The organism is Pelosinus propionicus DSM 13327 (genome assembly GCF_900114615.1).
Lineage (GTDB): Bacteria > Bacillota > Negativicutes > DSM-13327 > DSM-13327 > Pelosinus > Pelosinus propionicus.
The window spans coordinates 1-26,394 of record NZ_FOTS01000043.1; the positions used below are offsets into that span (position 1 = coordinate 1).

The following is a 26,394-nucleotide window of genomic DNA, read 5'->3' on the forward strand; positions in this document are numbered from 1 at the left end:
GTCATAAATTTGATTTTACAACAAAAAACGGCTTCTGACTCTTGTCAGTTGCCGTTTTTTGTTGCTTTTGGAGGCTGGCTTAATGCGACAGCCCCATAGACATATGAAAAAAAGTTGTACATAATTTTAGACAACTATGTATACATATGTGGACGGATTACTCCTACTAAAGTGTCTAACACAATAGTAGAAATATTAAGAATTAAAAAGAAAAATGCAAAAAAATATCATGGGTTGGAGGTTTTAAGAGCAATACTGCTGTCACTGAGTTTTTTACTTGGAAGCTTGGCATAATAATTGCATAAGTATTAGCTAAAGATAGCTTGGTAAGGAGAGTCGATAATTATGGCCAAGGTGATAAGTGCATTAGATGCTGCAAAGCTTGTAAAAAGCGGTGATACAGTTGGTGTTAGTGGATTTGTTGGCAATGGACATCCTGAAGCATTAAGTGCTGCTATGGAGAAACGTTTTTTAGAAGAGGCTGGACCTTGTGATTTAACTCTATTTTACTGTGCTGGTCAGGGAGATGGTAAAGACCTTGGTCTTAACCATTTTGGCAATGAAGGTATGGTGAAAAGAGCAGTTGGCGGTCATTGGAATTTAGCTCCAAAGTTAGGTAAACTGGCTGTAGAAAATAAAATTGAAGCTTATAATTTTCCTCAAGGTACGTTAGCTCATCTAGCTCGCAATATTGCAGGCAGAAAACCTGGAGTAATGACAAAAGTTGGTTTGCACACTTTTGTCGATCCGCGAGTAGAAGGCGGGAAAATTAATGATGTTACCAAAGAAGATTTAGTTGAAGTTATCGAACTTGGCGGTGAGGAATGGTTGTGGTATAAGCCGTTTCCAATTCATGTAGCCTTGCTAAGAGGTACGAGTGCTGATGAAAAAGGCAATATAACGATTGAGCATGAAGCTGTTTCATTGGAAATTCTGTCGTTGGCTCAAGCTGCTAAAGCATCAGGCGGTATTGTTATTGTACAAGTAGAACGACTGGTGGCTAATGGTAGTTTGCCTCCTATGAGCGTAAAGATTCCTGGCATTGTTGTGGATTATATTGTAGTTGCAGAAGATATGAAACAGCACATGCAAACGTTTGCTGAACAGTATAATCCTGCTTATTCAGGCGAGATTGCTGTACCTCTGTCAGCATTACCTCCCATGCCTTTAGATGAGCGCAAAGTAATTGCTCGCCGGGCGGTAATGGAATTAATTGCTGATGCAAAGGTAAACCTTGGAATTGGAGTGCCGGAAGGAGTCGCTTTAGTAGCAAATGAAGAAGGCATCGGTAATAAAATGACCTTAACTGTTGAGGCGGGTCCTATTGGCGGGGTTCCTGCCGGTGGATTAAGTTTTGGTGCAGCGACCAATGCTGAGGCTATCTTAGATCAGCCGTACCAATTTGATTTTTATGATGGCGGCGGCTTGGATTTAGCATATTTAGGACTGGCAGAAACGGATAAATATGGTAATATTAATGTGAGTAAGTTTAAAGGCCGTGTAGCTGGTTGTGGTGGTTTTATTAATATCACCCAAAATGCAAAACAAGTAATTTTTTGCGGTACCTTTATGGCTGGCGGCTTGAAAGTAGCAGTAACCGATGGAAAATTAACGATTCTCAATGAGGGAAGAGCCAAGAAGTTCATTGATCATGTTGAACAAATTACTTTTAGCGGGAAATATGCTCAAGAAACAAACCAAATCGTTATGTATATTACAGAGCGGGCAGTTTTTGAATTAACAAGCGAAGGTATGATGTTGACTGAAATTGCACCTGGCGTCGATTTAGAAAAAGATATTTTGGCATTAATGGATTTTAAGCCGATTATTTCGCCAAATCTAAAACTAATGGATGCACGTATTTTTTATAATGAATTGATGGGGTTAAAATAATTTTTTAATGAGGATGGTGTCTGTAATGAGAGAAGTAGTGATTGTAAGTGCAGTAAGAACAGCTGTTGGTAGTTTTAATGGATCGTTGTCATCTTTTTCTGCTGTAGAACTAGGCAGTATGGTAATCGAAGAAGCCATTGCAAGAGCTGGCATCGAAAAAGAGAAGGTTGATGAGGTTATCTTTGGCAATGTTCTGCAGGCAGGTTTAGGGCAAAACCCAGCTCGTCAAGCTTCGATCAAAGCTGGAATTCCTGTGGAAGTGCCATCATATACTGTGAACAAAGTATGCGGTTCTGGCTTAAAAACAGTAAACTTAGCAGCACAGGCGATTATGTCTGGGGATGCAGAGATTGTTGTTGCCGGTGGAATGGAAAGCATGACAAATGCACCTTATGTTCTTGATAGCAAAGTTCGTCAAGGATTACGGATGGGACATTCTCAAATGAAAGATACCATGATCCAAGATGGCTTGTGGTGTGCATTTAATGATTATCACATGGGTATTACAGCTGAAAATGTAGCAGCAAAATTTGGTATTACTCGTGAAGCCCAAGATCAGCTTGCTTTTTCTTCTCAGCAAAAAGCAGTAAAGGCGATTGAAACTGGAGCATTTACGAAAGAAATATTGCCAGTCACCATTAAAGGCAAAAAAGGAGATACTATTTTTGCTACGGATGAATATCCTAAGAGTGATGCGATGCTTGAAAAAATACAAGCACTACGTACAGCTTTTAAAAAGGATGGCACCGTTACTGCAGGTAATGCCTCTGGTATTAACGACGGAGCAGCAGCTCTCGTATTAATGTCAGCTGACAAAGCAAAAGAATTAGGAATCAAACCGATGGCGCGTGTACGCAGTTTTGCTGCTGCAGGGGTTGATCCTAGTATTATGGGGATTGGTCCAGTGCCAGCAGCGCGTAAAGCTTTAGCTAAGGCTGGTTTGTCTGTTGCTGATCTTGATTTAATTGAGGCAAATGAAGCATTTGCTGCTCAATTCTTGGCAGTGGGCAAGGAGCTTGGCTTTGATCCGGATAAAGTAAATGTAAATGGTGGTGCCATTGCTATTGGTCATCCGATTGGCGCAAGTGGAGCTCGTATTTTAGTAACTCTGCTTCATGCGATGGAGGCAAGAGATGCTAAGGTTGGTTTGGCGACCTTATGTATCGGTGGCGGACAGGGTGTAGCGACGATTGTTGAACGCGTTTAATATAATTTAAGTAGTCCTAATATCGTGTCAATAGATAAGCTATTGACACGATATTGAAATAAATATGTGACATTTTTCACAAAAAAGAGGAGGCTTATCAATATGCAATTTCAGTTAACAGAAGATCAGCAAATGGTTCAAAAATTGGCACGTGATTTTGCAGAGAAACGATTGGCACCAAGTGTAGCAGAACGGGATGAAAAGGAAGAATTTTCTCGTGAACTGTTCAATGAAATGGGAGAAATGGGCTTAACAAGTATTTGTTTTCCAGAGGCTTATGGTGGTGCTGAAGGTGATGTTTTAAGCTACATCTTAGCAGTGGAGGAATTATCAAAAGTCGATGATGGTATAGGCATTACTCTATCGGCTACTGTGTCCTTATGTGCTTGGCCGATTTATGCCTATGGCACGGAAGAACAAAAACAGAAATATTTAGTGCCGTTAGTGGAAGGCGAAAAACTGGGAGCTTTTGGTTTGACCGAACCCAATGCGGGAACGGATGCAGCAGCCCAGCAAACCGTGGCAGTAGCTGATGGCGATGATTATATTTTAAACGGCAGCAAAGTATTTATCACCAATGGTGGTGAGGCTGAAACCTATGTGGTTTTTGCTATGACTGATAAATCAAGAGGAACAAGAGGGATTACTGCATTTATCGTAGAGAAGGATATGCCTGGCTTTACCTTTGGAAAAAAAGAACATAAAATGGGCATCCATACTTCCTTAACAAATGAATTAGTATTCCAAAACGTTCGTTTACCAAAAGAAAATATGTTAGGTAAAATTGGCGAAGGATTTAAGATCGCAATGAGTACCTTAGATGGCGGTCGCATCGGCGTAGCTGCTCAAGCATTAGGAATAGCCCAGGGAGCCCTTGATCATGCTATTAAGTATTCTAAGGAAAGAGTGCAATTTGGCAAACCAATTGCGCACAATCAGGCATTGGCATTTATGATGGCTGATATGGCTACTAAAATTGATGCTGCTCGTCTTTTGGTATATCGCGCAGCCTATTTGAAAGATCAAGGCTTGCCTTATTCCAAAGAAGCTGCTATGGCAAAATTATATGCATCGGATGTTGCTATGGAAGTTACTACAGATGCGGTACAAATTTTCGGCGGCTATGGTTATAGTCGGGAATATCCAGTAGAGCGTTTAATGCGTAATGCAAAAATTACGCAAATTTATGAAGGAACCAATCAAGTACAGCGGATGGTTATTTCCGGTGCGATATTAAAATAATGTTATAACTGCAAAAATTTTTCGAAATTCTTTTCCGGCGATGTAGAGGTTGATGTGATAAAAAATGGGGGGGTTATGTGATGGACATAGTAGTTTGCGTCAAGCAAGTGCCAGATACTACGGAAGTAAAAATTGATCCAGAAACCAATACGCTGATTCGTCAAGGAGTTCCAAGTATTGTGAACCCCTTTGATAAAAATGCAGTAGAAGCAGCGTTGCAGCTCAGAGAAAAGTATGGTGGTAAAGTTACCATACTTTCTATGGGTCCCTTACAGTCAAAAGAAGCATTAAAAGAGTGTTTGGCGATGGGTGCTGATGAAGCCATACTTCTAAGTGATCGGGCTTTTGGCGGGTCCGATACCTTAGCTACCAGTCATGCATTGGCAGCTGGTCTGCGAAAAATGGGGAAGGTGGATATTATCCTGTGCGGCAAACAAGCAATTGATGGGGATACTGCTCAAGTTGGCCCTGAAATTGCTGAACATTTGGGGATTGCACAAGTTACGTATGTATCTAAAATTACTGCTGTAGATGAGCAGGTAATTCGTGTAGAGCGCGAGCATGAAGAAGGTTATGAAGTGATTGAGGCGCAAATGCCTGTTTTACTGACTGTAGTGAAATCCATTAATGAGCCGCGTTACCCTACCGTGAAAGGCACAATGAAAGCAAACCGAAAAGAAATACCCATATGGACCGTAGATGATGTGGAAGTGGATCGGGATGCCCTTGGACTAAAAGGTTCACCCACACAAGTACGTCGAATTTTTACTCCTGAACGCCGTGTGCAGGGTGAAATCATGCAGGCGGATACGGCAAGAGAAGCTGCTGCGCTGCTTGTCAAACGTTTAGTTGATGTAAAAATTATTTAAAGTGGGGGGTGAAGAAAAATGGCTGTAAAAGTTAACCCGGAAGAATGTATTGGCTGTACTGCCTGTGTGAGCGCCTGTCCCTTTGGTGCGATTGTCATGGAAGATGGCAAAGCGCTGATAACGGATGCGTGTACCGCTTGTGGTGCTTGTATTGATGTTTGCCCTGTAGGGGCAATTCATCGTGAAGTGGAAGAAAAAAATGTTTCCATGAATAAGGATGAATTTAAAGGCGTATGGGTTTATATTGAACAAGTTGGCGGACAGGCGCGTAATGTGGGGTACGAATTGCTAAACGAAGGCCGCAAGCTGGCAGATGCTATGGGGCAGGAGTTGGCAGGAATACTCATTGGCGACAATGTGGATCAATTAACCAAAGAAGTATTTGCCCGGGGGGCTGATACAATTTATTTGGTAGAAGGCAAAGAGTTTTCTCATTATAGTACTGATGCCTACACCATTACGTTGACAGATTTGATTCACACGTATAAACCCGCGGTTATTTTGATGGGGGCGACCAATGATGGAAGAGATTTAGGACCAAGAGTAGCTGGGCGGGTTGGCACCGGATTGACTGCGGATTGCACCAATCTTGGCATTGATCCAGCCACAGGCTTAGTCGCCTGGACTCGTCCTGCATTTGGCGGCAATATTATGGCAACCATTTTGTGCCCCGATCATCGTCCACAGATGGGAACCATACGCCCTAATGTTTTTAAACGTTCAGCACCGGATTATTCACGAACTGGCGAAATCATAAGAGTAGACAGTAAGGTGAAAATGACGGATATTCGCACTAAATTGCTGGAAATCATTCGCGAAGGTGTTGCATCGGCAAATTTAGAAGAAGCAGAAATTATTGTTTCGGGTGGTCGCGGTTTATCAAAACCGGAAAGCTTTGCCTTAATTGAGGAACTGGCTGAGGTGCTGGGGGGAGCCGTTGGTGCATCCCGTGCAGTAGTTGATGCAGGTTGGAAGCCGGCACTTTATCAGGTTGGGCAGACAGGCAAAACCGTTGGTCCTAAAGTCTATTTTGCCTGTGGCATCTCTGGTGCCATACAGCACGTAGCCGGAATGTCATCTTCAGACATTGTGATTGCGATTAATAAAGATCCAGAAGCACCCATTTTCAAAATTGCCAACTACGGTATTGTAGGCGATGTAATGGAAGTTATACCGGCTTTAATTGATGAGATTAAAAAAGTCAAGACAGCTGGTTAGGTCATCATGAAGCTTGTTAGTTGAACAAGTGTGGAGTGAACCGCAGAGGCGCAGAGTACGCAGAGGGGATTCGAAGATCCTTAATCGCGACTCCCTCTGTGATCTCTGCGCCTCTGCGGTTCAAGTCTTTTATGTTTTTGGCATATTTTTATCATAAAAGTAGCATTGTATCATACTTATTTAAAATTAGAGGAGGATTTTTTGATGGAAATTAAACGCGTATTAGTTATTGGGGCAGGACAGATGGGGAGCGGTATTGCTCAAGTCATGGCACAAGGTGGATTAGACGTAATATTACGGGATATCAAAGATGAGTTTGTGCAAAAAGGTATCAAAGGAATTGAAAAAAATCTAACTCGTGCAGTAGAAAAAAATAAATTAACTGCTGAAGAAAAAGAAGCAATTCTTAAACGCATATCTGGAGTGGTAGAATTAAACGATGCTTCTTGCAATGTTGATCTTGTTATTGAAGCTGCTGTAGAAAATATGGACATTAAACGGGATATCTTTCAAACCTTAGATACATTATGCCCTGCTCACACGATTTTAGGAACGAATACTTCCTCCTTGCCGATTACTGCAGTAGCAGCGACTACCAAACGTCCGGATCGAGTCATTGGTATGCATTTCTTTAATCCAGCACCTGTAATGAAATTAGTAGAAGTTATTAACGGTTTAGCAACGAGTGAAGAAACATATGCTTCCGTAAAAGCTCTTGCAGAACAATTAGGCAAAACACCGGTAAAAGTTGCAGACTTCCCTGGCTTTATTGGTAACCGTATTATGATTCCAATGATCAATGAAGCAGTATTCACCTTGATGGAAGGGGTAGCCAGTGCAGAAGACATTGATAATGTAGCAAAATTAGGCTTTAATCACCCAATGGGACCTTTGGCACTATCTGACTTAATTGGTAATGACACTGTATTGTATATCATGGAAGTATTGCATGAAGGTTATGGTGATCCTAAATATCGCCCATGCCCATTATTGAAAAAAATGGTACAGGCAGGTTATTTAGGACGCAAATCCGGTAAGGGTTTTTATGACTATACGTTAAAATAAAAAGCATAGTCAGATGGAATCGTTGCCTGGAGAGGTAAGAATTCATCGCTTGATTATGGAAAAAGGCAGGCTTATGCTAAATAGATTGGCATAAGCCTTAGTCCTTGTGTAAATTACTACAATTAATTTATAGGAGTGTTTATATATGAACCAGTATGCGAATCTTTTATTTGAGGTTAAAGACAGTATTGGATTGATTACGTTACACAGACCGAAAGCATTGAATGCTCTTAACACAGAATTGTTACAAGAATTAAACAATCTGTTAGATTGTGTCAAAGAAGATACTTCCATTGGAGTTGTGATTATAACTGGTAGTGGTGAAAAGTCATTTGTTGCAGGGGCTGATATTGCTGAAATGCAGTCGTTAACTGCTATTGAAGGTCGTAATTTTGGCAAGATTGGTCAAGAAGTATTTAATAAACTGGAAAGTTTGCCTCAGCCAGTAATTGCTGCCATTAACGGCTTTGCGCTAGGCGGTGGATGTGAACTGGCAATGGCATGCGATATTCGCATTGCTTCCGAGAAAGCGAAATTTGGACAGCCAGAAGTTTCTTTGGGAATTACGCCTGGTTTTGGCGGTACGCAGCGTTTGCCGCGGCTGGTCGGTAAAGGACGTGCTAAAGAACTGATTTATACTGGTGATATTATTGATGCAGGAGAAGCCTATCGAATTGGGCTGGTTAACAAAGTGGCAGCTCCTGATGAATTGATGAATGCAGCTAAGGCTATGGCAGAAAAGATTATAGCGAAAGCTTCTGTTGCTGTACAGTTGTCAAAAGCTGCTGTGAATGAAGGGCTAAATATGGATCTTGCGTCAGGAATTGCTTATGAGGCAGAAGTTTTTGGCTTGTGCTTTGCAACAGAAGATCAAAAAGAAGGCATGGCTGCATTTGTAGAAAAAAGAAAAGCTAATTTTTCCGGAAAATAACCATTAATTAAAGCCTCTTTCAGATGCATGCAGTAAAATACATGTAGTTACTGAAAGAGGTTTTTTTAAAAAAAAGTTTGTGATCTATTACTTTCGATAGAGGCGAAAATAGTCGTTTTCTGTTAAAATAAATCAATTAAGGCAAAAGGAGGCTGGAAATGAAGATTGGTCAAAAAATTTCATTGTCTTTAGCAGTTATTCTAGGTTTAATCGTTATTATGGGAATTTATTCTATATGGTCTTCTGATCGAATAAAAGATGGTGTTGGCGATATACAATCCAGTAATGCCAGAGCCATTATTTCAGCAAAGGCTGAAAATGAATATACAGGCGCAGTATTGGAGATCAGGCGCTATATAGCAGATGGGGACGAAAAGTATAGCAAGAACTTTGAGGACAAGCTAGGATCAGTCATTGAATTGGAAAAGCAGCTGCTCAGTTTAACGCCCCAAGGAAAAAGAGCAGATGTAGAGAAACTAATTGATGATACAGAAAAATATAAAAGTGGCGTCGTCACTAGGCTAATTCCTGTATTGAGGGAACAATACAAAGAAAAAACTGCTGGAAATCAGGTAAGGGCAAATGACCTATCTCAAACAAGTGGTATTATTACCCGGGAATTGACCCCTTTTGCTCAAGCAATACAGCAAGCTCTTCATACCAGTGTTGAGGCCAACTCTAATGATGCAATTGCAGAAGTTAGTCAGGTTAATCAAAAAGTATCGAGTGGTATTTATACTGCAATTGTATTAAGCCTTGTTGCACTCGTATTTGGGATCATACTCAGCATTTATTTAACGAAGCAGATTACTTCACCGATCAGCAAAATTACGAATGATATTGAGCTTATGGCAGATGGAATTTTTACGGGGAAAGATGATCCGATACTCATTGCCAGAAGTGATGAATTTGGACATGTTGCAGATTCTCTTTCTAAGATGAAGATGAACTTGAAAGCCCTTATTGTAAATGTGCAAGAAAAGACAGAACTGCTTGCCAGTTATTCTGAAGAATTATATGTTAGTGCAGAACAGTCAGCCCAGGCATCTGGTCAGGTAGCTGATTCGATTATGAATGTGGTTGCAGGCACGGATAAACAGGCAAAATCCATCCATACTACGTTAGCTGTAGTGGAAAAATCATCTACGGACTCTAGAATGGTAGCTAGCAATGCGAAAAATACGGTTTCTACGTCGGATGCAGCTACTGCAGCCGCTGTAGAGGGTGAAAAACTAATCACCTCAGCACAGCACCAAATGAATAGTATTGAAACTACAGTAGGAAGCTCAGCGCAAATCGTAGAAAAATTGGGCGAACGTTCTAAGCATATTGGACAAATCGTGGATACCATTACGGGAATTGCAGGGCAAACTAATCTTTTAGCACTCAATGCTGCGATCGAAGCGGCTCGTGCAGGAGAGCAGGGCCGAGGATTTGCTGTGGTGGCAGAAGAAGTGCGAAAGCTGGCGGAGCAGTCAGAAGATGCTGCCAAATTAATTGCACAATTAATTGGAGAGATTCAGCTTGAGACGGATCAAGCTGTTGTAGCTATGCATAGTGGCACAGAAGAAGTACGGATTGGTGGTAAAGTTGTAGCTGATGCCGGACTGGCTTTCCAGAACATTATACAGTTAGTGAAAGTAATTACCACTGAAGTGACAGAAATCGCTAAATCAGGGGATGATGTATTAGCCAGCAGCCAGGAAATTGTTGAAATCGTTCGTGGAATCAACGAAGTCACCCAAGACACGGCAGCACAAACCCAGACTGTATCAGCGGCAACAGAAGAACAAACTGCATCTATGGAAGAAATCGCAGCTACTAGCCGTAGTCTAACTACTATGGCTGAAGAACTGCAAATCGCAGCACATAAGTTTAAAATTTAAAGAATACATAGTAAAAAGTCTCTTGGCATCACATTGTGAATACCAAGAGACTTTTTTATGAATTGGAAGTTATCTTATTTTTTCATGACAGTGGCTTTGCCATCAATCACAATTGTTCCTTCTTGATTGGTAACGAAGGTTCTAAAAATCAAACGATTTTTTGCTTCAATTTTTTCGATTACTTCGACGGTAGCTGTTACCGTATCACCTATTTTTACAGGAGCTTTGAAAGCCAATTCCTGTCCCATGTAAATAGTATTTGCACCAGGTAGAGTAGTGCCAAGTACTGCTGAAATAAATCCTGCTGACAGCATACCGTGAGCAATACGTTCTTTAAACATGCTGGTTTTAGCAAACTCAGCATTTACATGTACGGGATTAAAATCCCCAGTTAATCCAGCAAATGTATATACATCATATTCCGTTACTGTTTTTGACATGCTGGCTTTGTCTCCAACCTGAATATCCGCGAACTTTACGTCTTGTATCATGAAAAGACCCTCCCCTATATTGATGATTACTCTCGACAAGCAATGATAGATAGCTGTACCAGGCAAAAGATGCTTGTCCTTCGCCGTCATACATGAGATTTTCCGAGAGACTTTCTATTACAGTATTCCAGTAGTCGTGTGGATCAAAATAATTACAAATACCATCAAAGTTTTGATAGCAGTTAGTACAAAAATATCGCCGTAAGAATCTTTGTGAGTCATTCCGCAAACTGCAAGCAGAGTAATGACAGCGCCATTATGAGGTAATGTATCCATACCGCCAGAAGCCATAGATGCTACTCTGTGCAGGATTTCAGGAGACATGCCGATTGAGTTTGCCCAAGCTAACCAATCTTTTGCCATTAAGTCCAGAGCGATGGACATACCGCCAGAAGCTGAACCTGTAACACCGGCCAGAATGTTTACCGTTACTGCTTCAGATACTAAAGGTGAACCGCCGACTTTAATACTCATTAACGCATTAGAAATATTTTTAAAACCGGAAAGAGAAGAAATTACGTTGCCATAACCAACTTCAGATGCAGTATTCATAATTGCTAGTAAGGAGCCGATAGCACCAGCATTTAAGGATTTAGCTAGTGTACCTTTTCCTAGATTGTTAAATCCAAGAGCAATTGCTAACAAAATACCACATACTAGAGCAATAATGAGTGACCAAATACTAATAACATTTTTAATAGCTGGTGCAGTTAAAGGCAGTTTCATTGCTTTAAATGGTTCTAGCATATTAGGATCCCATGTGAAGACTTGTGTCATAACATAGTTAATAACTAATACTGCTATCAGTGGAAGAATTGCAACTTTAAAAGAAGGTAATTTGATTGAGGACGATGCTTCAGGCTCGTTTAATGTATGTGTGCCATAGCCTTCCCCACGATCAGCAGCTTGCTTACGACGGCGTTCTAACCAGATCGTACCCAAGGTAAAGATCAAAATGCCGCCAATAAGACCTAAGATCGGTGCAGCATAAATGTTGGTACCAAAAAAGTTAGTAGGGATCAAATTTTGAATTTGTGGAGTTCCAGGCAGGCAATCCATTGTTGCTGTAAAAGCTCCTAAGGCAATAGCAGCTGGTAATAATCTTTTAGGAATATCTGCTTCTTTAAATAATGCAGACGCAAAAGGGTATACTGCGAATACAACTACGAATAAGCTTACTCCGCCATAGGTAAGTGCTGCGCCAGCTAAAACAACTGCTAAAATAGCGCGCTCTTTTCCTAAGGATTTCATAATGGTATGAGCTATACCTTTTGCAAGGCCAGTGTCTTCCATAATTTTACCAAAGACAGCACCTAGTAAGAATACGGGGAAAAAGGATTTAATATACGTGACTGCTTTCGCCATAAATAGTTCGGTATAAGCTGGCATTAATGGCAATCCAGACAGAGAGGCTGCTAACAAAGCAAAAACAGGGGCAAATAAGATAACAGAAAAACCTCTATACGCAAAAAACATTAAAAGAAATAAACTTAAGATAATACCTACTACTTCCAAAATGATGACCTCCTCTATTTTAGTTTAAATATGAACCTAAAAGCAAGCTATTGTCTTGATAAGCCTCCTTTCATGATATCTCTAAATATATGCAAATTTTATGCCAATTCAAATTAGGGTGAATATTAGTAGTTTACTGTTTTTTAGATAAATATCTGTACAGATATTTAGACAGTATGTACAAGAAAAGAGACATGTATTTAGAACATAATTAATAATAGCTTTTCCAGGGGCTCTCATTTTATACTAGAAAGATAGAAAAGGTCTCACAAAAATGAAGTTTTGTAGAATATAAAGGCGTGTTTCTGATATGGCGGGGTCTTTTGTGCAGTGTTTTTAATTATAATTGAAAGATTGAAAATTAGCTATTGTATGGATGTCTAAGAATGAGTACAACAATTAGCAGGAATAATAGAAGAAATGTCTAATGGCTTATTATATAGAAGACATTTGGAGGTGGGAAATGCGTATACGGGATTTAATGAACATGAACGTAGTAACAGTGTTACCTACTATGATGTTGAAGGAAGCGGCAGTCATTCTTAATAATGCTGGTGCAGACAAAGCACTAGTAGTTGATGATGATGGTAAATTAATCGGATTCATTAGCCAAAGAGGATTTATTAAGGCGGTAGCGATTAGTGGAATAGACGGTCTTTGTGTTAAAGATATTATGACGAATCGTATCGTTCCTTTGTTATATACGAAGAGTGTTAGTGAATTAAAAGAAGAATTTACCTTGAATGAATGCCCTTTTTTTCCTGTAGTAGATGGAGAAAATCGTCCAATCGGTATATTACACCAAACAGATGTAGTTACTTATTTATCAGACAGATCCTTGCTATTAGTAGAGGATACCCAAGCCATTATCCAGTCGCTGTATAATGGTGTTACAGCAGTAAATGCAGAAGGAATTGTAACATTATTTAATGCGGCTGCAGAATTTATTACTGGATTAACGGCTGATGCTGTAATTGGACACCATGTAGATCATGTATTACCGAATTCGAGACTTATGCGGGTATTGGAGACAGGTGAAACTGAAGTAAATCAGCAGCAAACGATTGGTAATTGCAAGATTATTACGACTCGATCGCCAATTTTAAATGGCAATAAGGTGATTGGAGCAGTCGCTGTCTTTCAAAACATCACAGAATTGCAAACCGTTGCTGTTGAGTTAGAAAATGTAAAGAATTTAAAAAGTACGTTGGAATCTGCAATTGAAAGCTTTTTTGAAGGCATTGTAATTGTAGATCGGAGTGGTAAAATTACAATGATTAATCAGTCCTATTGTGATTTTCTTGGAGCCGAACGGGAAAGAGTCATTGGACAGCATGTGGTTGATGTAATCCCAAATACACGCATGCATGTGGTCGCTCAGGATGGTAAGGCAGAAATTACAGAAATCCAAAGAATCAATGACCATAATTGTGTAGTAACCCGTATTCCCATTGTGAAAGATGGTGAAACAGTTGGGGCAGTAGGAAAAGTTGTATTTAAAGATGTAAAAGATTTGAAAATACTATCAAACAAGCTCAATAAACTAGAATTCGAGTTAGAGTATTATAAGGAAGAACTGCGCAAAGCCTATGGCGGTAAATATACTTTTGACAGCATTATTGGAACGAGTGAGAAAATGCAATGGATAAAATCCATTGCACTAAAGGCCGCTAAAGGAAATTCCACGGTACTAATATTAGGTGAAAGTGGTACTGGGAAAGAAGTATTTGCCCAATCGATTCATAATGGCGGTATCCGTAACAATGGTCCTTTTATTAAAGTAAATTGTGCAGCTCTGCCAGAGAATCTGTTGGAAACAGAACTATTTGGATATGATGAGGGGGCCTTTACAGGGGCTAAAAAAGGCGGGAAGCCAGGAAAATTTGAACTTGCAAATCGGGGGACAATCTTCTTGGATGAAATTGGTGATATGCCAATTTCCATGCAGGTTAAACTGCTCAGAGTGCTGCAGGAGCGAGAGTTTGAAAGAGTTGGGGGAACCAGAACAATAAAGCTTGATCTGCGGGTGATTGCTGCTACCAATCGAGATTTGACAAAAATGATTGAAAAAGGGGAATTTCGTCAAGATTTATATTATCGTCTGGACATTATCTCTTTAGCCATTCCTCCCTTGCGGGAACGTACAGAAGATATACCCGCGCTATGTGACATGCTGTTAAAAAAGATTAACAAGCGTGTGCAGCATGATGTTGAAGGGGTCGCAGCAGCAACCTTAAAACTATTAATGGCTTATAAATGGCCAGGTAATGTTCGTGAGTTGGAAAATGTGCTTGAAAGAGCGTTAAATTTGATGGATGATCATGAAGTATTAATTGCTCCTGAACATTTACCTCCCATAGTAAAGAAGGTAAATAAAGACATTGAACCGATTGAGGTTTCAGATAATTTGGCTGGGATGCTGGATGATGCAGAAAAGCAGGCAATTTTAAAGGTATTAGAAGAAGCTGGTGGCAATAAGAGTAAAGCAGCTAAAATTTTAGGTATTCATCGGTCTGGATTTTATCAAAAGCTGCAAAAGCATAACATTAAATAAGAGAATTTAGGAAATGCAGTACTAAGAGAAATACAGATGTTGACATATTTAAAATATAATGTTATAATGACAAAGATCAATATCGAAAGCTAAGAGCCGTCATATTTGACGGCTTATATTTATATAGTAATTGCAAGTAATCGAGTATGTTCCGACAAAGCGATACAAAAAGTCGATTGTAAAAAAATGATTGGTTGATTAGAGTTGTTCTCCTTAAAAAAGAGTAATCATAAATCCTATCTCTGCATATCCTATAAAATGGTGGTAATGTTGATTAAGTACATAGTGGTTATTTTACAAGGTGTGTTGTATATGGTTACCGCTATAGTTTATAGGTTATTAGGGAGGATTCAAATGAGAATAGAACAGCGTATTCAGCAGCTTTATAAAAAGTTGCTACAATTAGGATATTATCCATTTCAAGTAAAAAGTATTATACACTTTGCAATTGGCAATAGCGATTTAGAGTCAGCAACTACTGCTGACAAAATTAAAGTTGTTAATATCTTGGAAGATTATGAAAAATTAGCAAATAATTTTTCTCTTGCATATAGTAAATAAGTAAATAAAGAGCCTGTTAGGCTCTTTATTTCTGTCAATTTAAATAAGTAGATTTTAGTACCATTTAAAAAAGGAAGGCTGGTAAAAATATGATTAGTACAAGTGGTTTGACGTTACGCTATGGAAAAAGGGCATTGTTTGAGGATGTCAATATAAAATTCACGCCAGGCAATTGTTATGGATTAATTGGTGCCAATGGTACAGGGAAATCGACTTTCTTAAAAATCTTATCAGGTGAAATTGAGCCAAATTCTGGTGAGGTTATTATTTCAGCTGGTGAGCGCCTAGCGGTTTTGAAACAGAATCATTATGAATTTGATGAAATTGATGTATTGAAAACCGTTATTATGGGACATGCCAGACTTTTTGAAATTATGGAAGCAAAAGAAGTATTATATGCAAAAGCCGATTTTACAGACGAAGATGGTATAAAGGTTGGCGAATTAGAAGGTGAATTTGCTGAACTCAACGGCTGGGATGCAGAAACGGAAGCAGCCCGCATGTTGACTGGTTTAGGAATTAGTGAAGAGCTACATACGAAATTAATGAAAGATCTAAGCGGTAACGAAAAGGTTCGGGTTTTGTTAGCTCAAGCTTTATTTGGGTCTCCGGACATTTTGCTGCTGGATGAACCAACAAATCATTTGGATGTAGAATCGATTCGCTGGCTGGAAGAGTTTTTATATAACTTTGATAATACGGTTATTGTGGTATCCCATGATCGTCATTTCTTAAATAAAGTTTGTACTCATATTGCTGATATTGATTTTAGCCAAATTCAGCTGTATGTAGGTAATTATGATTTTTGGCAGCAGTCAAGTGAATTAGCATTGAAAATGGCTAAAGAAGCCAATAAGAAGACGGAAGAAAAAATGAAAGACTTACAAAGCTTTATCCAGCGTTTTAGTGCGAATGCTTCCAAATCAAAACAAGCAACGTCACGTAGAAAACAATTGGATAAGTTGACATTAGAAGATATCAAGCCCTCATCACGTAAATATCCATATATCGCTTTTAAACCGGATCGTGAAGCAGGAGATCAATTATTAACCGTTGAGAATCTTTGCAAAACGATTGATGGAGAAAAAGTGCTGAATAATGTTAGCTTCGTTGTTACAAAGGCAGATAAAATTGCTTTCGTTGGTGCTAATAGCTTGGCGAAGACTACACTGTTTAAGATCTTAATGGGTGAAATGGAAGCGGACAGTGGCGAATTTAAATGGGGTGTCACTACTTCTCAGGCTTATTTCCCAAGAGATAATGCGGAGTATTTTGACAGTACATTAAATCTGGTAGATTGGCTTAGACAATTTTCTCGAGACCCAGACGAAACTTTCGTTCGAGGATTCTTAGGTCGTATGCTGTTTTCTGGTGAGGAAAGTCAAAAAGCTGCCAATGTATTATCCGGCGGTGAGAAAGTACGGTGCATGCTCTCTAAAATGATGCTGAGTGGTGCCAATGTATTGATTTTTGATGAACCGACAAATCACTTGGATTTGGAGTCTATTACTTCGTTGAACAATGGTTTAATCAGTTTTGAGGGAACCATGTTATTTGTTGCTCATGACCATGAGTTCGTGCAAACCATTGCCAACCGTATTATAGAAATTACGGAAGATGGTATTATTGACAAACGTATGACTTATGATGAATATCTGGAAACTGTCGCAACTAGAAAATAAAAGTTATATACAGCACGCACTTCACTTGTGAGGTGCGTGTTTTTTATCAAAAAATTATAAATCGATCGATCTGTCATTGTGAACAGAGTAAGCAACGGCAAAACTAATCTTTGTGCCTTTGCCTTTCAAATGGTTTATATTTTTTCGACACGTAGCATTTTTCTGATACAATGGATATTGTAATTGGTTTTAACATAAAATATATTCTATATAGATAGTAAGAATTTCTAAATCAGTATAGCTTTAACAGCTGGAGGAAATTAGGATGAGAGAATATGATGTTTTAATCGAAAAATTTCATGATTTCTTTACTCAGGATGGGAACTCTTGTGTGAGTTTGGGAGTGAATAAGCATTTGGATGATCTTCCTAATCCTAGTTTGGAAAATGCTGCACTCCGCGTTGCTGAAGGAAAGAATTTATTAGCTGATATCGTAAGTTTTCCGAAAGGAGTATTGGAGTTTGAGCAAATGCTAGACTTGGATCTAGCGGCATTAGCTGTTGAATTTGCCATCTTTAAGCTTACCTACCACTTTAATGGTAAAACGGAGCTGCAGCAAAAACCTACTGCTGGTCCAGATATTAGTGATGGATTATTTTTGCTGTTTGTCAACGATCCCAGACCTTCTCACGAAAGATTAGATCATATTACAGCACGACTGGAAAAAGTACCTCAATATCTGGAGCAGTTGCTTTTGGTGCTAGATGAGCCTGTAGAACGTTGGGTTAGTATGGATATTGAAAAAGTTAACGGGCTGCCGGAATTCTTTGAGACGGTTTATAATTGGGCTAAGAATGAACAATATAACCAGTTAGAAAGGTTAGGAGCTGCAAAACAGCAAGCTAATGAGGCTTTAGAGAAATATATAAATAAACTCAAAGCAATGCCTACAACTACCAATTTTTTTATTGGTACTGAGCAGGCTAAAACGTGTATTAGGTTACGAGGGATTGATAAATCATTAGAAGAGTTACATAAGATGGCAGCTCAGTTTTTGCAGGACACTGCAAAAGAGCTGGGACTTTTGCGTGGGAAGTTAATTGATAAATATAATTTACCGAAGACTACGACCTTAGAAGAATTGCATGATTTCTTAAATCAACGATATCAAGTAAAGCTTACGCATAACGATTCTTTATCTGATATTATATTGCGGTATGAAGAGGAAAAGGATAAGCTTATCAAATATCTTCAGGAAAAAGAACTATTTCCTATCGGCGAAGGACAGGATATGATGATTATGCAGACACCTGCTTTTATGGCTCCTTCTATTCCGGCCGGTGCTATGGTTTCTCCTCCGCCTTTTCGACCTGGAACAAAGAGAAGTATGATTTACCTTACACTGAGCCGAGAGTTACTAGATGAACATACGGAACTATCGATCCCTTCGATGATGATTCATGAGGGGATTCCTGGACATCACTTACAACTTGCTACTGCGGCCAAACATCCATCTGTAGTAAGGCGTCACTTTGATGCTCTGGAACATGCAGAAGGCTGGACCACGATGCTGGAAGATTATATGCTGGACATTGGGTATATGGGAGAATTAACGGATGAAGCCCGCTTTTGCGCAAAAAGAGATATCTCTAGAATTGGTGCGCGAGTAGCGATTGATTTGTACTTTATGACAGGAGATATAAAGTATTTAGAGGTAGGCATTGATGTGGATATAACTTCAAATGATCCCTTCATAAATGCTGGCAAACTGTTGCAAAAGGTTACGGGGTTTGTAGGAGGAAGAGTACAAGCGGAATTAAACTGGTACTCTCAAGAAAGAGCTTATCCTCTTTGCTATCTTACTGGCAATAAGTTAGTGTGGGAATTAAAGGAAGATATGATCAAAGCACAGCATGGCAAGCTAGAGGGATATGAATTGGATAAAGCATTTCACAATATGTATCTGAAGGCGGGAAATATGCCTCTTACTTTTTTGCGGAAAGTATTTGAACATGAGAAATTGCTGTAATGCTAATGGGTGTAGAAACAAAAGTTGTGAAGTGATTATGTGTTTCTGTAATTAAATGTCCATTTGATAAAGAATGTTGTTGACAGTGTGAAGAATTTTTTGTATTATAATCAAAAAGAAGACTATAATGACGATGAATGGAAGAGTAATTGTATTGGTGATATTCACAGCGAGCTGGAGATGGTGTAAGCCGGCAATATGAAATACAATGAAAATCATCCACGAGTTGCGGGCTGAAGAATTAGTAAGCTGCGCCGGGCCTCTTTTAGAGGAATTGCTGCCCGTTATTGCGGCGAGGTATAGAGCATGTATGTGCTTCGTACCTATGAGATATTATGGTTTTAAACCATAATAATTTGGGTGGTATCGCGGATTAACCTCCGTCCCTTTATAAGGGGCGGAGGTCTTTTATTTTAAATAAGGGGGAACTTATTTTGAAAATGCTGGGAGCGGAAGTTGTAATTGAATGTTTGAAGGCGGAAGAGGTGGATATTGTATTTGGTTATCCTGGAGGAGCCGTTTTGACTCTTTATGACGCTTTATTCAAAACTGATTTCCCCCATATTTTAACCCGCCACGAACAAGGAGCAGTGCATGCTGCTGATGGATATGCTCGGGCAACGGGGAAAACAGGCGTCTGTTTTGCCACCTCTGGTCCTGGAGGAACGAATCTGGTTACTGGTATTGCAACAGCGTATATGGATTCCATTCCTTTAGTGGCGATTACTGGCCAGGTAGGAGTGTCTTTGATTGGTAAAGATTCTTTTCAGGAAGCGGATATTTGTGGTATTACGACTCCTATTACCAAACATAATTATTTAGTAAAAAAGATTCAGGATTTGCCGTGTGTAATGAAAGAAGCATTTTATATTGCACGAACAGGACGGCCAGGACCCGTATTAATTGATATCTCTAAGGACGTTTTCAATGATACTTTGGATTTTGTATATCCTGAGACTGTTTGTCTCAGGGGATATCGATCGTTATTTGCTGGTGACTCAAACCAGATTGATTTAGTGATTGAAGCCTTAGAGAAAGCAGAAAAACCTGTAATTTTTGTAGGCGGCGGTGTTAATCTTTCAGGAACAGCAGAAGAGGTGCGCAGATTGGTTGATGTAACTGGCATTCCAGTCATATCAAGCTTAATGGGATTAGGCTGTATTCCCAGTGATGCATCTGAGCACTTAGGAATGGTGGGAATGCATGGAACCTATGCTGCCAATATGGCGACAATCGACTGTGATCTTCTAATGGGAATTGGAGTTCGCTTTGATGATCGGGTCACCAGTTTAGTTCAAAATTTTGCTCCTGAAGCAATGATTATACATTTTGATATTGATCCAGCTGAGGTAAATAAGAATGTCCGTGCTGATTTTAAAGTAATAGGAGATTTACGCTGGTCTTTGCCGCTTTTGTGTGAGAAAATAGCGGAGCGTAATATGGGGAAAGAACAGTGGGCAAGAGCAGATTGGGTGGGGTTAGTACAGGAATGGAAGCGGGAAAAGCCTTTAGCATCCAGTTTGCCAGCAGGAGGAATTCGGCCGCAAGCCGTGATTGAGAAGGTTAGTGAGCTTACTCAAGGTGAATCTATCATTGTAACAGATGTTGGACAGCATCAGATGTGGACTGCACAATCTTATAATTTTAATGCACAGCGTTCCTTCTTGACTTCTGGTGGCTTGGGAACCATGGGATATGGATTGCCAGCTGCAATTGGGGCGCAGATAACCTTACCAGAGAAAAATGTCATATTATTTACTGGTGATGGCAGCATTATGATGAATTGTCAAGAACTTGCAACGCTTGCTGATAATGGTTTGCCCGTAAAAATTATCGTTATGAATAATCAGGTGCTTGGCATGGTGAATCAATGGCAGCGGATGTTTTATGGGAAACGCTACTCCCATTCCAGTACAAAGGGGTGTACTGATTTTGTAAAGCTTGCTGAAGCTATGGGGGTTGCTGGACTTAGAGTCACAAAATCAGAAGAGCTGGATACTGTACTTGAAAAAGCTTTGAAGATGAAAGGTCCAGTGCTGATTGATGTTCTTCTGCCGGAAACAGAAGATGTATTACCTATGGTTGCACCTGGCGGGCGGCTGGATCAAATGGTCTTGAGGGGGATAATTGGATGAAATATACATTAGCGGTTTTAGTAGAGAATCGGCCAGGGGTATTAACCCATATATCTGGGCTTATCAGCCGCCGTGCCTTTAATATTGAAAGTATAGCAGCAGGACCTACTGAAGAAGTTGATACAACGCGAATTACCATTGGTGTTGAGGTGGAGGATGAATTTGAATTAGAGCAGGTAGTCAACCAGTTATCGAAACTCGTTAATGTAATTAAGATTGCAAATCTCACATATGTGGACTCGATTCAGCGTGAATTAGCTCTCATCAAAGTTCGTGCCAATAAAGCTAATCGATCAGAGCTTGTTGATGTTGTAGAAATTTTTCGTGCTAAAATTGTAGATGTGAATAGAGAAACCTTAGTTGTAGAATTATCTGGTGAAGAATCGAAAATTGATGCTTTGTGTGAGGTCTTAACTGACTTTGGTATTATTGAAATTGTTCGCACAGGAAGAATTGCAGTTTCCAGAGGACCGGTTGCAGCAAAGGATATGTAGGATATGCAGAAATAGCTGAAAAAGCCTAATACCGCTGCTGCGGTACTAGGCTTCTTAATTTTTAAACATTCCAATTGCACTGATGATTAAAGATACCATTCCACCTGCAATTAGAGGTCCTACTGCCAGACCTTTGAAGAAACACACTCCCACAATCGTACCGACAACCAAAGCCGTGACTGCTTCTGGCGACTCTTTCATAAAAAATACACCTTGGGCAGCGATCCAGGCAACGAGAATGCCAACAATAATTGCTACTAAGCCAATGGGGTTCTTAAATGCTTCCAAGATCCCAATTAAGGATATGCGTCCTTGAGCAATTGGTGTTAATACGGCTAGAGTTAAAATGGTAATGCCTATTGTAATGCCATGAGCTTCAATATGAGGAAACCAAGTATGCAATCCTAAAAGTTTTATCAGAAGCAATATGAGAGCAGCAATTGATACAGAATGGTTATTACCAATAACTGATAAACACAAAATTATCAAAATAGGCAGGTTTTCTAAATTCATTTTGTCACATCCTTATGTAGTTGTTGCAAAGGTTGCTTCACTCTGTTCGTAATGTAAAGAGAAGGCAGCTTTCTTAGTATGGCAAAACTTACTTATATATCATACTAAGCTCAGATCAAAAAGTCTAATGTTATTCTAAAATTTATTTGACTTTTCAAGACGACTGGTCTATTATTTAATTATGAAAAACACGACAAAAGAAAAATTAATTAAAGCAGGCGCTAAAGCAATGGTGGCGAAAAGCTATCATGCTGTAGGAATACAAGAAATACTAACAACAGTAGATGTTCCAAAAGGATCTTTTTATCATTATTTCGAGTCGAAAGAAGCCTTTGGGATAGCTATTATTGAGTATTATGGACAACAATTAGCTAATTCCATTGCAGAGAAATTAGCAAATGAAGAAGGTTCCCCTAGAGAAAGAATAAAAAACTATTTTTTAGGTATTCGTGATTATTATGCGATACATGGATGCGGTAGAGGATGTCTGGTGGCTAAACTGGCAATTGAAGTGGAAAACCCCAGTGCTGTTATGGGGGATGCATTAAAACGAGAATTTGATAAATGGACAGCGCTATTTGTAGCTTGTATAAAAGAAGGGCAAAAAATAGGGGAAATTTCATTAGAATATGATGCAGAGTTCATGGCAGAATTTCTTTATACTTCTTGGGAAGGTGCACTCATCCGTATGCAGGTGAATCGCGATCTTGGACCAATTGACAAATTTATTGAATATTCTTTTAACCGAATCATACCAAGACTGAATCATGTGGTGAGTTAGGCGGATTCATCACATGATAATTGATTTTGATTTATAGAGGATAGTAGTGTTGAATCTATTTATAGACGACCAGTCTATTTTAAGTGAAACAATATTTTGTAGAGTAATGATCGAATAGGGGCATTACTCTGGATTAAGGATGTAGTTGCTGTTTTTTGATGACATTGCTGCAAATAGGCTTTTTTAATAAAACGTCAACTGTATTTTAATACCTGGCAAAGCTGAAGTGAAAGGAGTCGAAGTATGCGTTATGAAGGCGTTGTCTACCGCCCGCCTAGTGAAGCAGGCAGCTTACTGATTCAGGCAACGATTGGCTGTCCGCATAACCAATGCACATTCTGCGGAATGTATAAAGAGAAAGAATTTCGCATTCGGTCGATTGCTGAGATTAAAGAAGATTTGAACCAAGCAAAAAAAGTCTATTCTAATACAGTGGAGACTCTTTTTTTTCCTGATGGCAATACCATTCTGATGAAAACCTCTGATTTGGTAGAAATCATTCATTACGCGAAAGAGACTTTCCCAGGTTTACAGCGAATTACCATGTATGGATCTTCGAAATATATCTTGCGAAAATCAGATGAAGAATTGCTTTTATTGCAGAACAGTGGCCTTACTCGAATTCATTCAGGCATGGAATCAGGCGATGATATTGTATTAAAGCAAATCTGCAAAGGTGCAAGTGCTAAAGAGACAATTCTGGCAGGCCGTAAGGTAAAAAAAGCAGGCATTGAGCTTAGTGAATATGTCATGCTGGGAATTGGGGGAAGAGAGCGTTCTAGGGATCATGCACGAAATAGTGCTAAAGCACTCAATCAAATTAATCCGGATTTTATCCGTCTTCGTACATTCATTCCTATGTCTGGAACGCAGCTGTATGAGGAATATCTTCAAGGTACATTTCGACTGCTGAATGCTCATGACGCTTTACAAGAAACCAGATTGCTGAAATCTTGAAGTAAGCAGTATGTTGTATAGTGATCATCATTCCAATTATGCCTATGTTAATGGGAAACTGCCTGCAGCAAAAGACGGGATGCTGCAAAACATTGATTATTTGATGACATTGCCCAAAGAACAATTTCGTCCGCCAGATATAGGGAATTTGTAGTATGCACACATAAATCATGTCGTAAATATTCACGCTAGTCTAATAATTATGATGATTTACAACAAATATTTAGTTTGTACGCAAGATATATGGATGCAAACTAAATATTTGTAAACTGAGAATCTGGTATTAATCAATTTTTAATGATTGGTGGCTTACGCAAAATGCGTATCACATAGATTTTTCATGAGAACAGTAAAAATGTGGGAGGAAGAAACTATGAATTTTGAATTAACCAAAGAGCAGGAAGACATTCGGAACATGATAAGAGATTTTGCTGAAAAATCGGTGGCACCGACGGCGGCAGAGCGGGATGAAAAAGAATATTTTCCACGTGAAATCTTTAATCAGATGGGGGAACTGGGAATCTTAGGACTGCCTTATCCAGAAGAATACGGTGGTGCAGGAAGCGACTTTTTATCATATGCTATGGCAGTTGAAGAAATATCCCGTGTATGTGCATCAACAGGTATTGGACTTTCTGTACATGTATCATTGTGTTCCTGGCCCATTTTTCATTATGGAACAGAAGAACAAAAACAAAAATTTCTTAGACCATTAGCAGAAGGTACAAAGTTAGGAGCTTTCGGTTTGACTGAACCTAATGCTGGTACAGATGCAAGTGCTGCTATTACTACAGCAGTTAAAGATGGAGATCATTATATTTTTAATGGTGCTAAAATTTTTAATACAAATGGCGGAGAAGCAGAAATCGAAGTGATATTTGCCTCTACTGATAAAGCGGCTGGTTTAAAAGGAATGAGTGCTTTTATTGTTGAAAAAGGTACTCCTGGTCTTAGCTTTGGTAAAAAAGAAGTAAAAATGGGTATTCGATCCTCTGTACAACGTGAAGTATTTATGAAAGACTGCCGTATTCCTGCTGCTAATTTGCTGGGGAAAGAAGGACAGGGTTTTAAAATTGCAATGACTGCCTTAGATGGCGGACGCATTGGTGTTGCTGCTCAATCTCTTGGTATTGCCCAAGGAGCTTTGGAACAAGCGATTAAGTATTCGAAAGAGCGGGTACAATTTGGCAAACCGATCTCCAGCAATCAGGCAATTGCATTTAAGATTGCTGACATGGCAGCTAAAGTGGAAGGAGCAAGGCTGCTCGTGTATCGTGCTGCCTATCATAAATCCCATCATCTTCCTTACTCCAAAGAAGCAGCTATGGCAAAATTAGTTGCCTCGGATGCTGCGATGTCCGTTACAACAGATGCTGTACAAATATTTGGCGGTTATGGCTATACTCGTGAGTACCCAGTAGAGCGGATGATGCGTGATGCCAAAATCACACAAATCTATGAAGGTACAAATGAAGTTCAGCGAATGGTTATTTCAGGTGCTGTTTTGCGATAAGAATTACAGGTCTGTTAGGTACAATGCCCTATCGAAATAAACGATACTTTTTTGACGATGGGGCATTGTATAAGGTTATATAGAAATGCATTAATTATATTAGGAGGCGAAGAGATGGAAATTCTTGTTTGTATTAAGCAAGTTCCAGATACTGCCGAAGTAAAAATTGATCCAGTAACCAATACGTTGATTCGACAAGGAGTGCCTAGTATTGTTAATCCTTTTGATAAAAATGCCTTGGAGGCTGCTCTGCAGCTAAAAGACAAGCATGGCGGTAAGGTTACAGTGATTTCTATGGGACCGCCACAAGCGAAAGAGGCATTGAAGGAATGTTTGGCTATGGGAGCTGATCAAGCTATATTGGTGAGCGATCGGGCCTTTGGCGGGGCGGATACCTTGGCTACCAGCTATACCTTAGCGGCAGCAATCCGCAAGGTTGGTTCATATGATTTGATATTCTGTGGCAAGCAAGCCATTGATGGTGATACCGCCCAAGTCGGACCAGAGATTGCAGAACATTTGGGGATTGCACAAATCACCTACGTAGCTAAAATTGAAGTGAATGGTGATACCGTTTCTGTAGAGCGTGAGTATGAGGAAGGCTATGGCATCATCGAAGGAAAACTACCTTTGCTGATATCAGTAGTAAAATCCATTAATGAACCTAGATATCCTACGATTAAAGCAACAATGAAAGCCAATCGGGTCGAAATCCCTGTATGGACCATGGCTGATCTTGATGTAGATGAGCAAAAGCTTGGTTTAAAGGGATCGCCCACTCAAGTCCGCAGAATTTTTACTCCTCCTCAGCGCACGGAAGGCGTGGTAATTCAAAAAGCTACAGCATGGGAATCCGTTTCTGTTTTGATTCAAAAATTATCGGATGCGAAAATTATATAAAAGAAGGGTGACAGGACA

Annotated in this window: 22 protein-coding genes and 1 other annotated feature; of the genes, 19 read left to right on the forward strand and 3 right to left on the reverse strand. The window is 39.6% G+C overall.

Annotation, left to right across the window (positions count from 1 at the left end):
• The first annotated feature begins 345 nt into the window (after positions 1 to 345).
• The 8 genes from BMZ99_RS19150 to BMZ99_RS19185 all read left to right on the forward strand — a co-directional run bounded on the left by BMZ99_RS19150 (position 346) and on the right by BMZ99_RS19185 (position 10,311).
• Positions 346 to 1,893, forward strand: a complete 1,548-nt coding sequence (locus BMZ99_RS19150; protein WP_090941243.1) for an acyl CoA:acetate/3-ketoacid CoA transferase — start codon at positions 346 to 348, stop codon at positions 1,891 to 1,893.
• A 25-nt stretch (positions 1,894 to 1,918) separates the two neighbouring features.
• Positions 1,919 to 3,100: an acetyl-CoA C-acetyltransferase gene (locus tag BMZ99_RS19155; protein WP_090941245.1), complete on the forward strand. Its 1,182-nt coding sequence runs from the start codon at positions 1,919 to 1,921 to the stop codon at positions 3,098 to 3,100.
• Positions 3,101 to 3,202: 102 nt separating this feature from the next.
• Positions 3,203 to 4,342 carry an acyl-CoA dehydrogenase gene (locus BMZ99_RS19160; RefSeq protein ID WP_090941248.1) on the forward strand — a complete coding sequence of 380 codons (1,140 nt, stop codon included), beginning with the start codon at positions 3,203 to 3,205 and terminating at the stop codon, positions 4,340 to 4,342.
• An 80-nt stretch (positions 4,343 to 4,422) separates the two neighbouring features.
• Positions 4,423 to 5,211, forward strand: a complete 789-nt coding sequence (locus BMZ99_RS19165) for an electron transfer flavoprotein subunit beta/FixA family protein (protein ID WP_090941251.1) — start codon at positions 4,423 to 4,425, stop codon at positions 5,209 to 5,211.
• Positions 5,212 to 5,229: 18 nt separating this feature from the next.
• On the forward strand, positions 5,230 to 6,429 hold the full coding sequence (locus tag BMZ99_RS19170; protein ID WP_090941253.1) for an electron transfer flavoprotein subunit alpha: 1,200 nt from the start codon (positions 5,230 to 5,232) through the stop codon (positions 6,427 to 6,429).
• A 204-nt stretch (positions 6,430 to 6,633) separates the two neighbouring features.
• Positions 6,634 to 7,494 carry a 3-hydroxybutyryl-CoA dehydrogenase gene (locus BMZ99_RS19175; RefSeq protein WP_090941256.1) on the forward strand — a complete coding sequence of 287 codons (861 nt, stop codon included), beginning with the start codon at positions 6,634 to 6,636 and terminating at the stop codon, positions 7,492 to 7,494.
• Between the two features lie 145 nt (positions 7,495 to 7,639).
• A complete protein-coding gene (locus BMZ99_RS19180; RefSeq protein WP_090941260.1) occupies positions 7,640 to 8,425 on the forward strand; it encodes a short-chain-enoyl-CoA hydratase in 786 nt (261 codons plus the stop codon).
• Positions 8,426 to 8,583: 158 nt separating this feature from the next.
• The gene (locus BMZ99_RS19185; protein WP_090941262.1) at positions 8,584 to 10,311 is read left to right on the forward strand and encodes a methyl-accepting chemotaxis protein; all 1,728 of its coding nucleotides are present in this window, start codon (positions 8,584 to 8,586) and stop codon (positions 10,309 to 10,311) included.
• A 74-nt stretch (positions 10,312 to 10,385) separates the two neighbouring features.
• On the opposite strand, the gene BMZ99_RS19190 is transcribed toward BMZ99_RS19185, so the two are convergent.
• Both BMZ99_RS19190 and BMZ99_RS19195 read right to left on the reverse strand, forming a co-directional pair.
• On the reverse strand, positions 10,386 to 10,802 hold the full coding sequence (locus BMZ99_RS19190; protein ID WP_007941272.1) for a MaoC family dehydratase: 417 nt from the start codon (positions 10,800 to 10,802) through the stop codon (positions 10,386 to 10,388).
• 117 nt (positions 10,803 to 10,919) lie between these two features.
• Positions 10,920 to 12,317 (reverse strand): GntP family permease, encoded by a 1,398-nt coding sequence (locus tag BMZ99_RS19195; protein ID WP_090941265.1) that lies wholly within the window; start codon positions 12,315 to 12,317, stop codon positions 10,920 to 10,922.
• Between the two features lie 463 nt (positions 12,318 to 12,780).
• Here BMZ99_RS19195 and BMZ99_RS19200 point away from each other — a divergent pair, with 463 nt between their 5' ends.
• The 6 genes from BMZ99_RS19200 (at position 12,781) to ilvN (ending at position 21,712) form a co-directional block, all read left to right on the forward strand.
• Positions 12,781 to 14,871, forward strand: a complete 2,091-nt coding sequence (locus BMZ99_RS19200) for a sigma-54-dependent Fis family transcriptional regulator (protein WP_090941268.1) — start codon at positions 12,781 to 12,783, stop codon at positions 14,869 to 14,871.
• Between the two features lie 354 nt (positions 14,872 to 15,225).
• Entirely contained in the window at positions 15,226 to 15,432 is a 207-nt protein-coding gene (locus BMZ99_RS19205; protein ID WP_090941271.1) for a hypothetical protein, read from the forward strand.
• An 89-nt stretch (positions 15,433 to 15,521) separates the two neighbouring features.
• On the forward strand, positions 15,522 to 17,114 hold the full coding sequence (locus tag BMZ99_RS19210) for an ABC-F family ATP-binding cassette domain-containing protein (protein ID WP_090941274.1): 1,593 nt from the start codon (positions 15,522 to 15,524) through the stop codon (positions 17,112 to 17,114).
• Between the two features lie 265 nt (positions 17,115 to 17,379).
• Complete coding sequence (locus BMZ99_RS19215; protein ID WP_090941277.1) at positions 17,380 to 19,083, forward strand: DUF885 family protein; 1,704 nt, start codon at positions 17,380 to 17,382, stop codon at positions 19,081 to 19,083.
• Between the two features lie 124 nt (positions 19,084 to 19,207).
• Positions 19,208 to 19,474: a binding site (T-box leader), on the forward strand.
• A 43-nt stretch (positions 19,475 to 19,517) separates the two neighbouring features.
• On the forward strand, positions 19,518 to 21,218 hold the full coding sequence (ilvB, locus tag BMZ99_RS19220) for a biosynthetic-type acetolactate synthase large subunit (protein ID WP_090941280.1): 1,701 nt from the start codon (positions 19,518 to 19,520) through the stop codon (positions 21,216 to 21,218).
• Complete coding sequence (gene ilvN, locus BMZ99_RS19225) at positions 21,215 to 21,712, forward strand: acetolactate synthase small subunit (protein ID WP_090941283.1); 498 nt, start codon at positions 21,215 to 21,217, stop codon at positions 21,710 to 21,712. The genes ilvB and ilvN overlap by 4 nt, the downstream gene beginning before the upstream one ends.
• A gap of 54 nt (positions 21,713 to 21,766) precedes the next feature.
• Here the strand turns inward: ilvN and BMZ99_RS19230 are convergent, their stop codons facing one another.
• Complete coding sequence (locus BMZ99_RS19230; protein ID WP_090941286.1) at positions 21,767 to 22,225, reverse strand: DUF441 domain-containing protein; 459 nt, start codon at positions 22,223 to 22,225, stop codon at positions 21,767 to 21,769.
• 181 nt (positions 22,226 to 22,406) lie between these two features.
• Between BMZ99_RS19230 and BMZ99_RS19235 the strand changes: the two genes are divergently transcribed.
• From BMZ99_RS19235 to BMZ99_RS19250, 5 genes are all read left to right on the forward strand, one after another.
• Positions 22,407 to 23,006, forward strand: a complete 600-nt coding sequence (locus BMZ99_RS19235) for a TetR/AcrR family transcriptional regulator (protein ID WP_090941289.1) — start codon at positions 22,407 to 22,409, stop codon at positions 23,004 to 23,006.
• A 243-nt stretch (positions 23,007 to 23,249) separates the two neighbouring features.
• The gene (locus tag BMZ99_RS19240; RefSeq protein WP_245755055.1) at positions 23,250 to 23,963 is read left to right on the forward strand and encodes a radical SAM protein; all 714 of its coding nucleotides are present in this window, start codon (positions 23,250 to 23,252) and stop codon (positions 23,961 to 23,963) included.
• 10 nt (positions 23,964 to 23,973) lie between these two features.
• Positions 23,974 to 24,117, forward strand: a complete 144-nt coding sequence (locus BMZ99_RS27115; RefSeq protein ID WP_245755056.1) for a hypothetical protein — start codon at positions 23,974 to 23,976, stop codon at positions 24,115 to 24,117.
• Between the two features lie 219 nt (positions 24,118 to 24,336).
• A complete protein-coding gene (locus BMZ99_RS19245) occupies positions 24,337 to 25,476 on the forward strand; it encodes an acyl-CoA dehydrogenase (protein WP_090941291.1) in 1,140 nt (379 codons plus the stop codon).
• A 114-nt stretch (positions 25,477 to 25,590) separates the two neighbouring features.
• Positions 25,591 to 26,376 (forward strand): electron transfer flavoprotein subunit beta/FixA family protein, encoded by a 786-nt coding sequence (locus tag BMZ99_RS19250; protein ID WP_090941294.1) that lies wholly within the window; start codon positions 25,591 to 25,593, stop codon positions 26,374 to 26,376.
• Positions 26,377 to 26,394 lie beyond the last annotated feature (18 nt).

Coding starts and splice junctions, on each gene's coding strand:
- BMZ99_RS19180 (WP_090941260.1), top strand. CDS start 7,640: ATGAACCAGTATGCGAATCTTTTATTTGAGGTTAAAGACAGTATTGGA.
- BMZ99_RS19160 (WP_090941248.1), top strand. CDS start 3,203: ATGCAATTTCAGTTAACAGAAGATCAGCAAATGGTTCAAAAATTGGCA.
- BMZ99_RS19150 (WP_090941243.1), top strand. CDS start 346: ATGGCCAAGGTGATAAGTGCATTAGATGCTGCAAAGCTTGTAAAAAGC.
- BMZ99_RS19155 (WP_090941245.1), top strand. CDS start 1,919: ATGAGAGAAGTAGTGATTGTAAGTGCAGTAAGAACAGCTGTTGGTAGT.
- BMZ99_RS19205 (WP_090941271.1), top strand. CDS start 15,226: ATGAGAATAGAACAGCGTATTCAGCAGCTTTATAAAAAGTTGCTACAA.
- BMZ99_RS19175 (WP_090941256.1), top strand. CDS start 6,634: ATGGAAATTAAACGCGTATTAGTTATTGGGGCAGGACAGATGGGGAGC.
- BMZ99_RS19245 (WP_090941291.1), top strand. CDS start 24,337: ATGAATTTTGAATTAACCAAAGAGCAGGAAGACATTCGGAACATGATA.
- BMZ99_RS19235 (WP_090941289.1), top strand. CDS start 22,407: ATGAAAAACACGACAAAAGAAAAATTAATTAAAGCAGGCGCTAAAGCA.
- BMZ99_RS19170 (WP_090941253.1), top strand. CDS start 5,230: ATGGCTGTAAAAGTTAACCCGGAAGAATGTATTGGCTGTACTGCCTGT.
- BMZ99_RS19185 (WP_090941262.1), top strand. CDS start 8,584: ATGAAGATTGGTCAAAAAATTTCATTGTCTTTAGCAGTTATTCTAGGT.
- BMZ99_RS19165 (WP_090941251.1), top strand. CDS start 4,423: ATGGACATAGTAGTTTGCGTCAAGCAAGTGCCAGATACTACGGAAGTA.
- BMZ99_RS19250 (WP_090941294.1), top strand. CDS start 25,591: ATGGAAATTCTTGTTTGTATTAAGCAAGTTCCAGATACTGCCGAAGTA.
- BMZ99_RS27115 (WP_245755056.1), top strand. CDS start 23,974: ATGTTGTATAGTGATCATCATTCCAATTATGCCTATGTTAATGGGAAA.
- BMZ99_RS19240 (WP_245755055.1), top strand. CDS start 23,250: ATGCGTTATGAAGGCGTTGTCTACCGCCCGCCTAGTGAAGCAGGCAGC.
- BMZ99_RS19215 (WP_090941277.1), top strand. CDS start 17,380: ATGAGAGAATATGATGTTTTAATCGAAAAATTTCATGATTTCTTTACT.
- BMZ99_RS19210 (WP_090941274.1), top strand. CDS start 15,522: ATGATTAGTACAAGTGGTTTGACGTTACGCTATGGAAAAAGGGCATTG.
- BMZ99_RS19190 (WP_007941272.1), bottom strand. CDS start 10,802: ATGATACAAGACGTAAAGTTCGCGGATATTCAGGTTGGAGACAAAGCC.
- BMZ99_RS19200 (WP_090941268.1), top strand. CDS start 12,781: ATGCGTATACGGGATTTAATGAACATGAACGTAGTAACAGTGTTACCT.
- BMZ99_RS19230 (WP_090941286.1), bottom strand. CDS start 22,225: ATGAATTTAGAAAACCTGCCTATTTTGATAATTTTGTGTTTATCAGTT.
- ilvN (WP_090941283.1), top strand. CDS start 21,215: ATGAAATATACATTAGCGGTTTTAGTAGAGAATCGGCCAGGGGTATTA.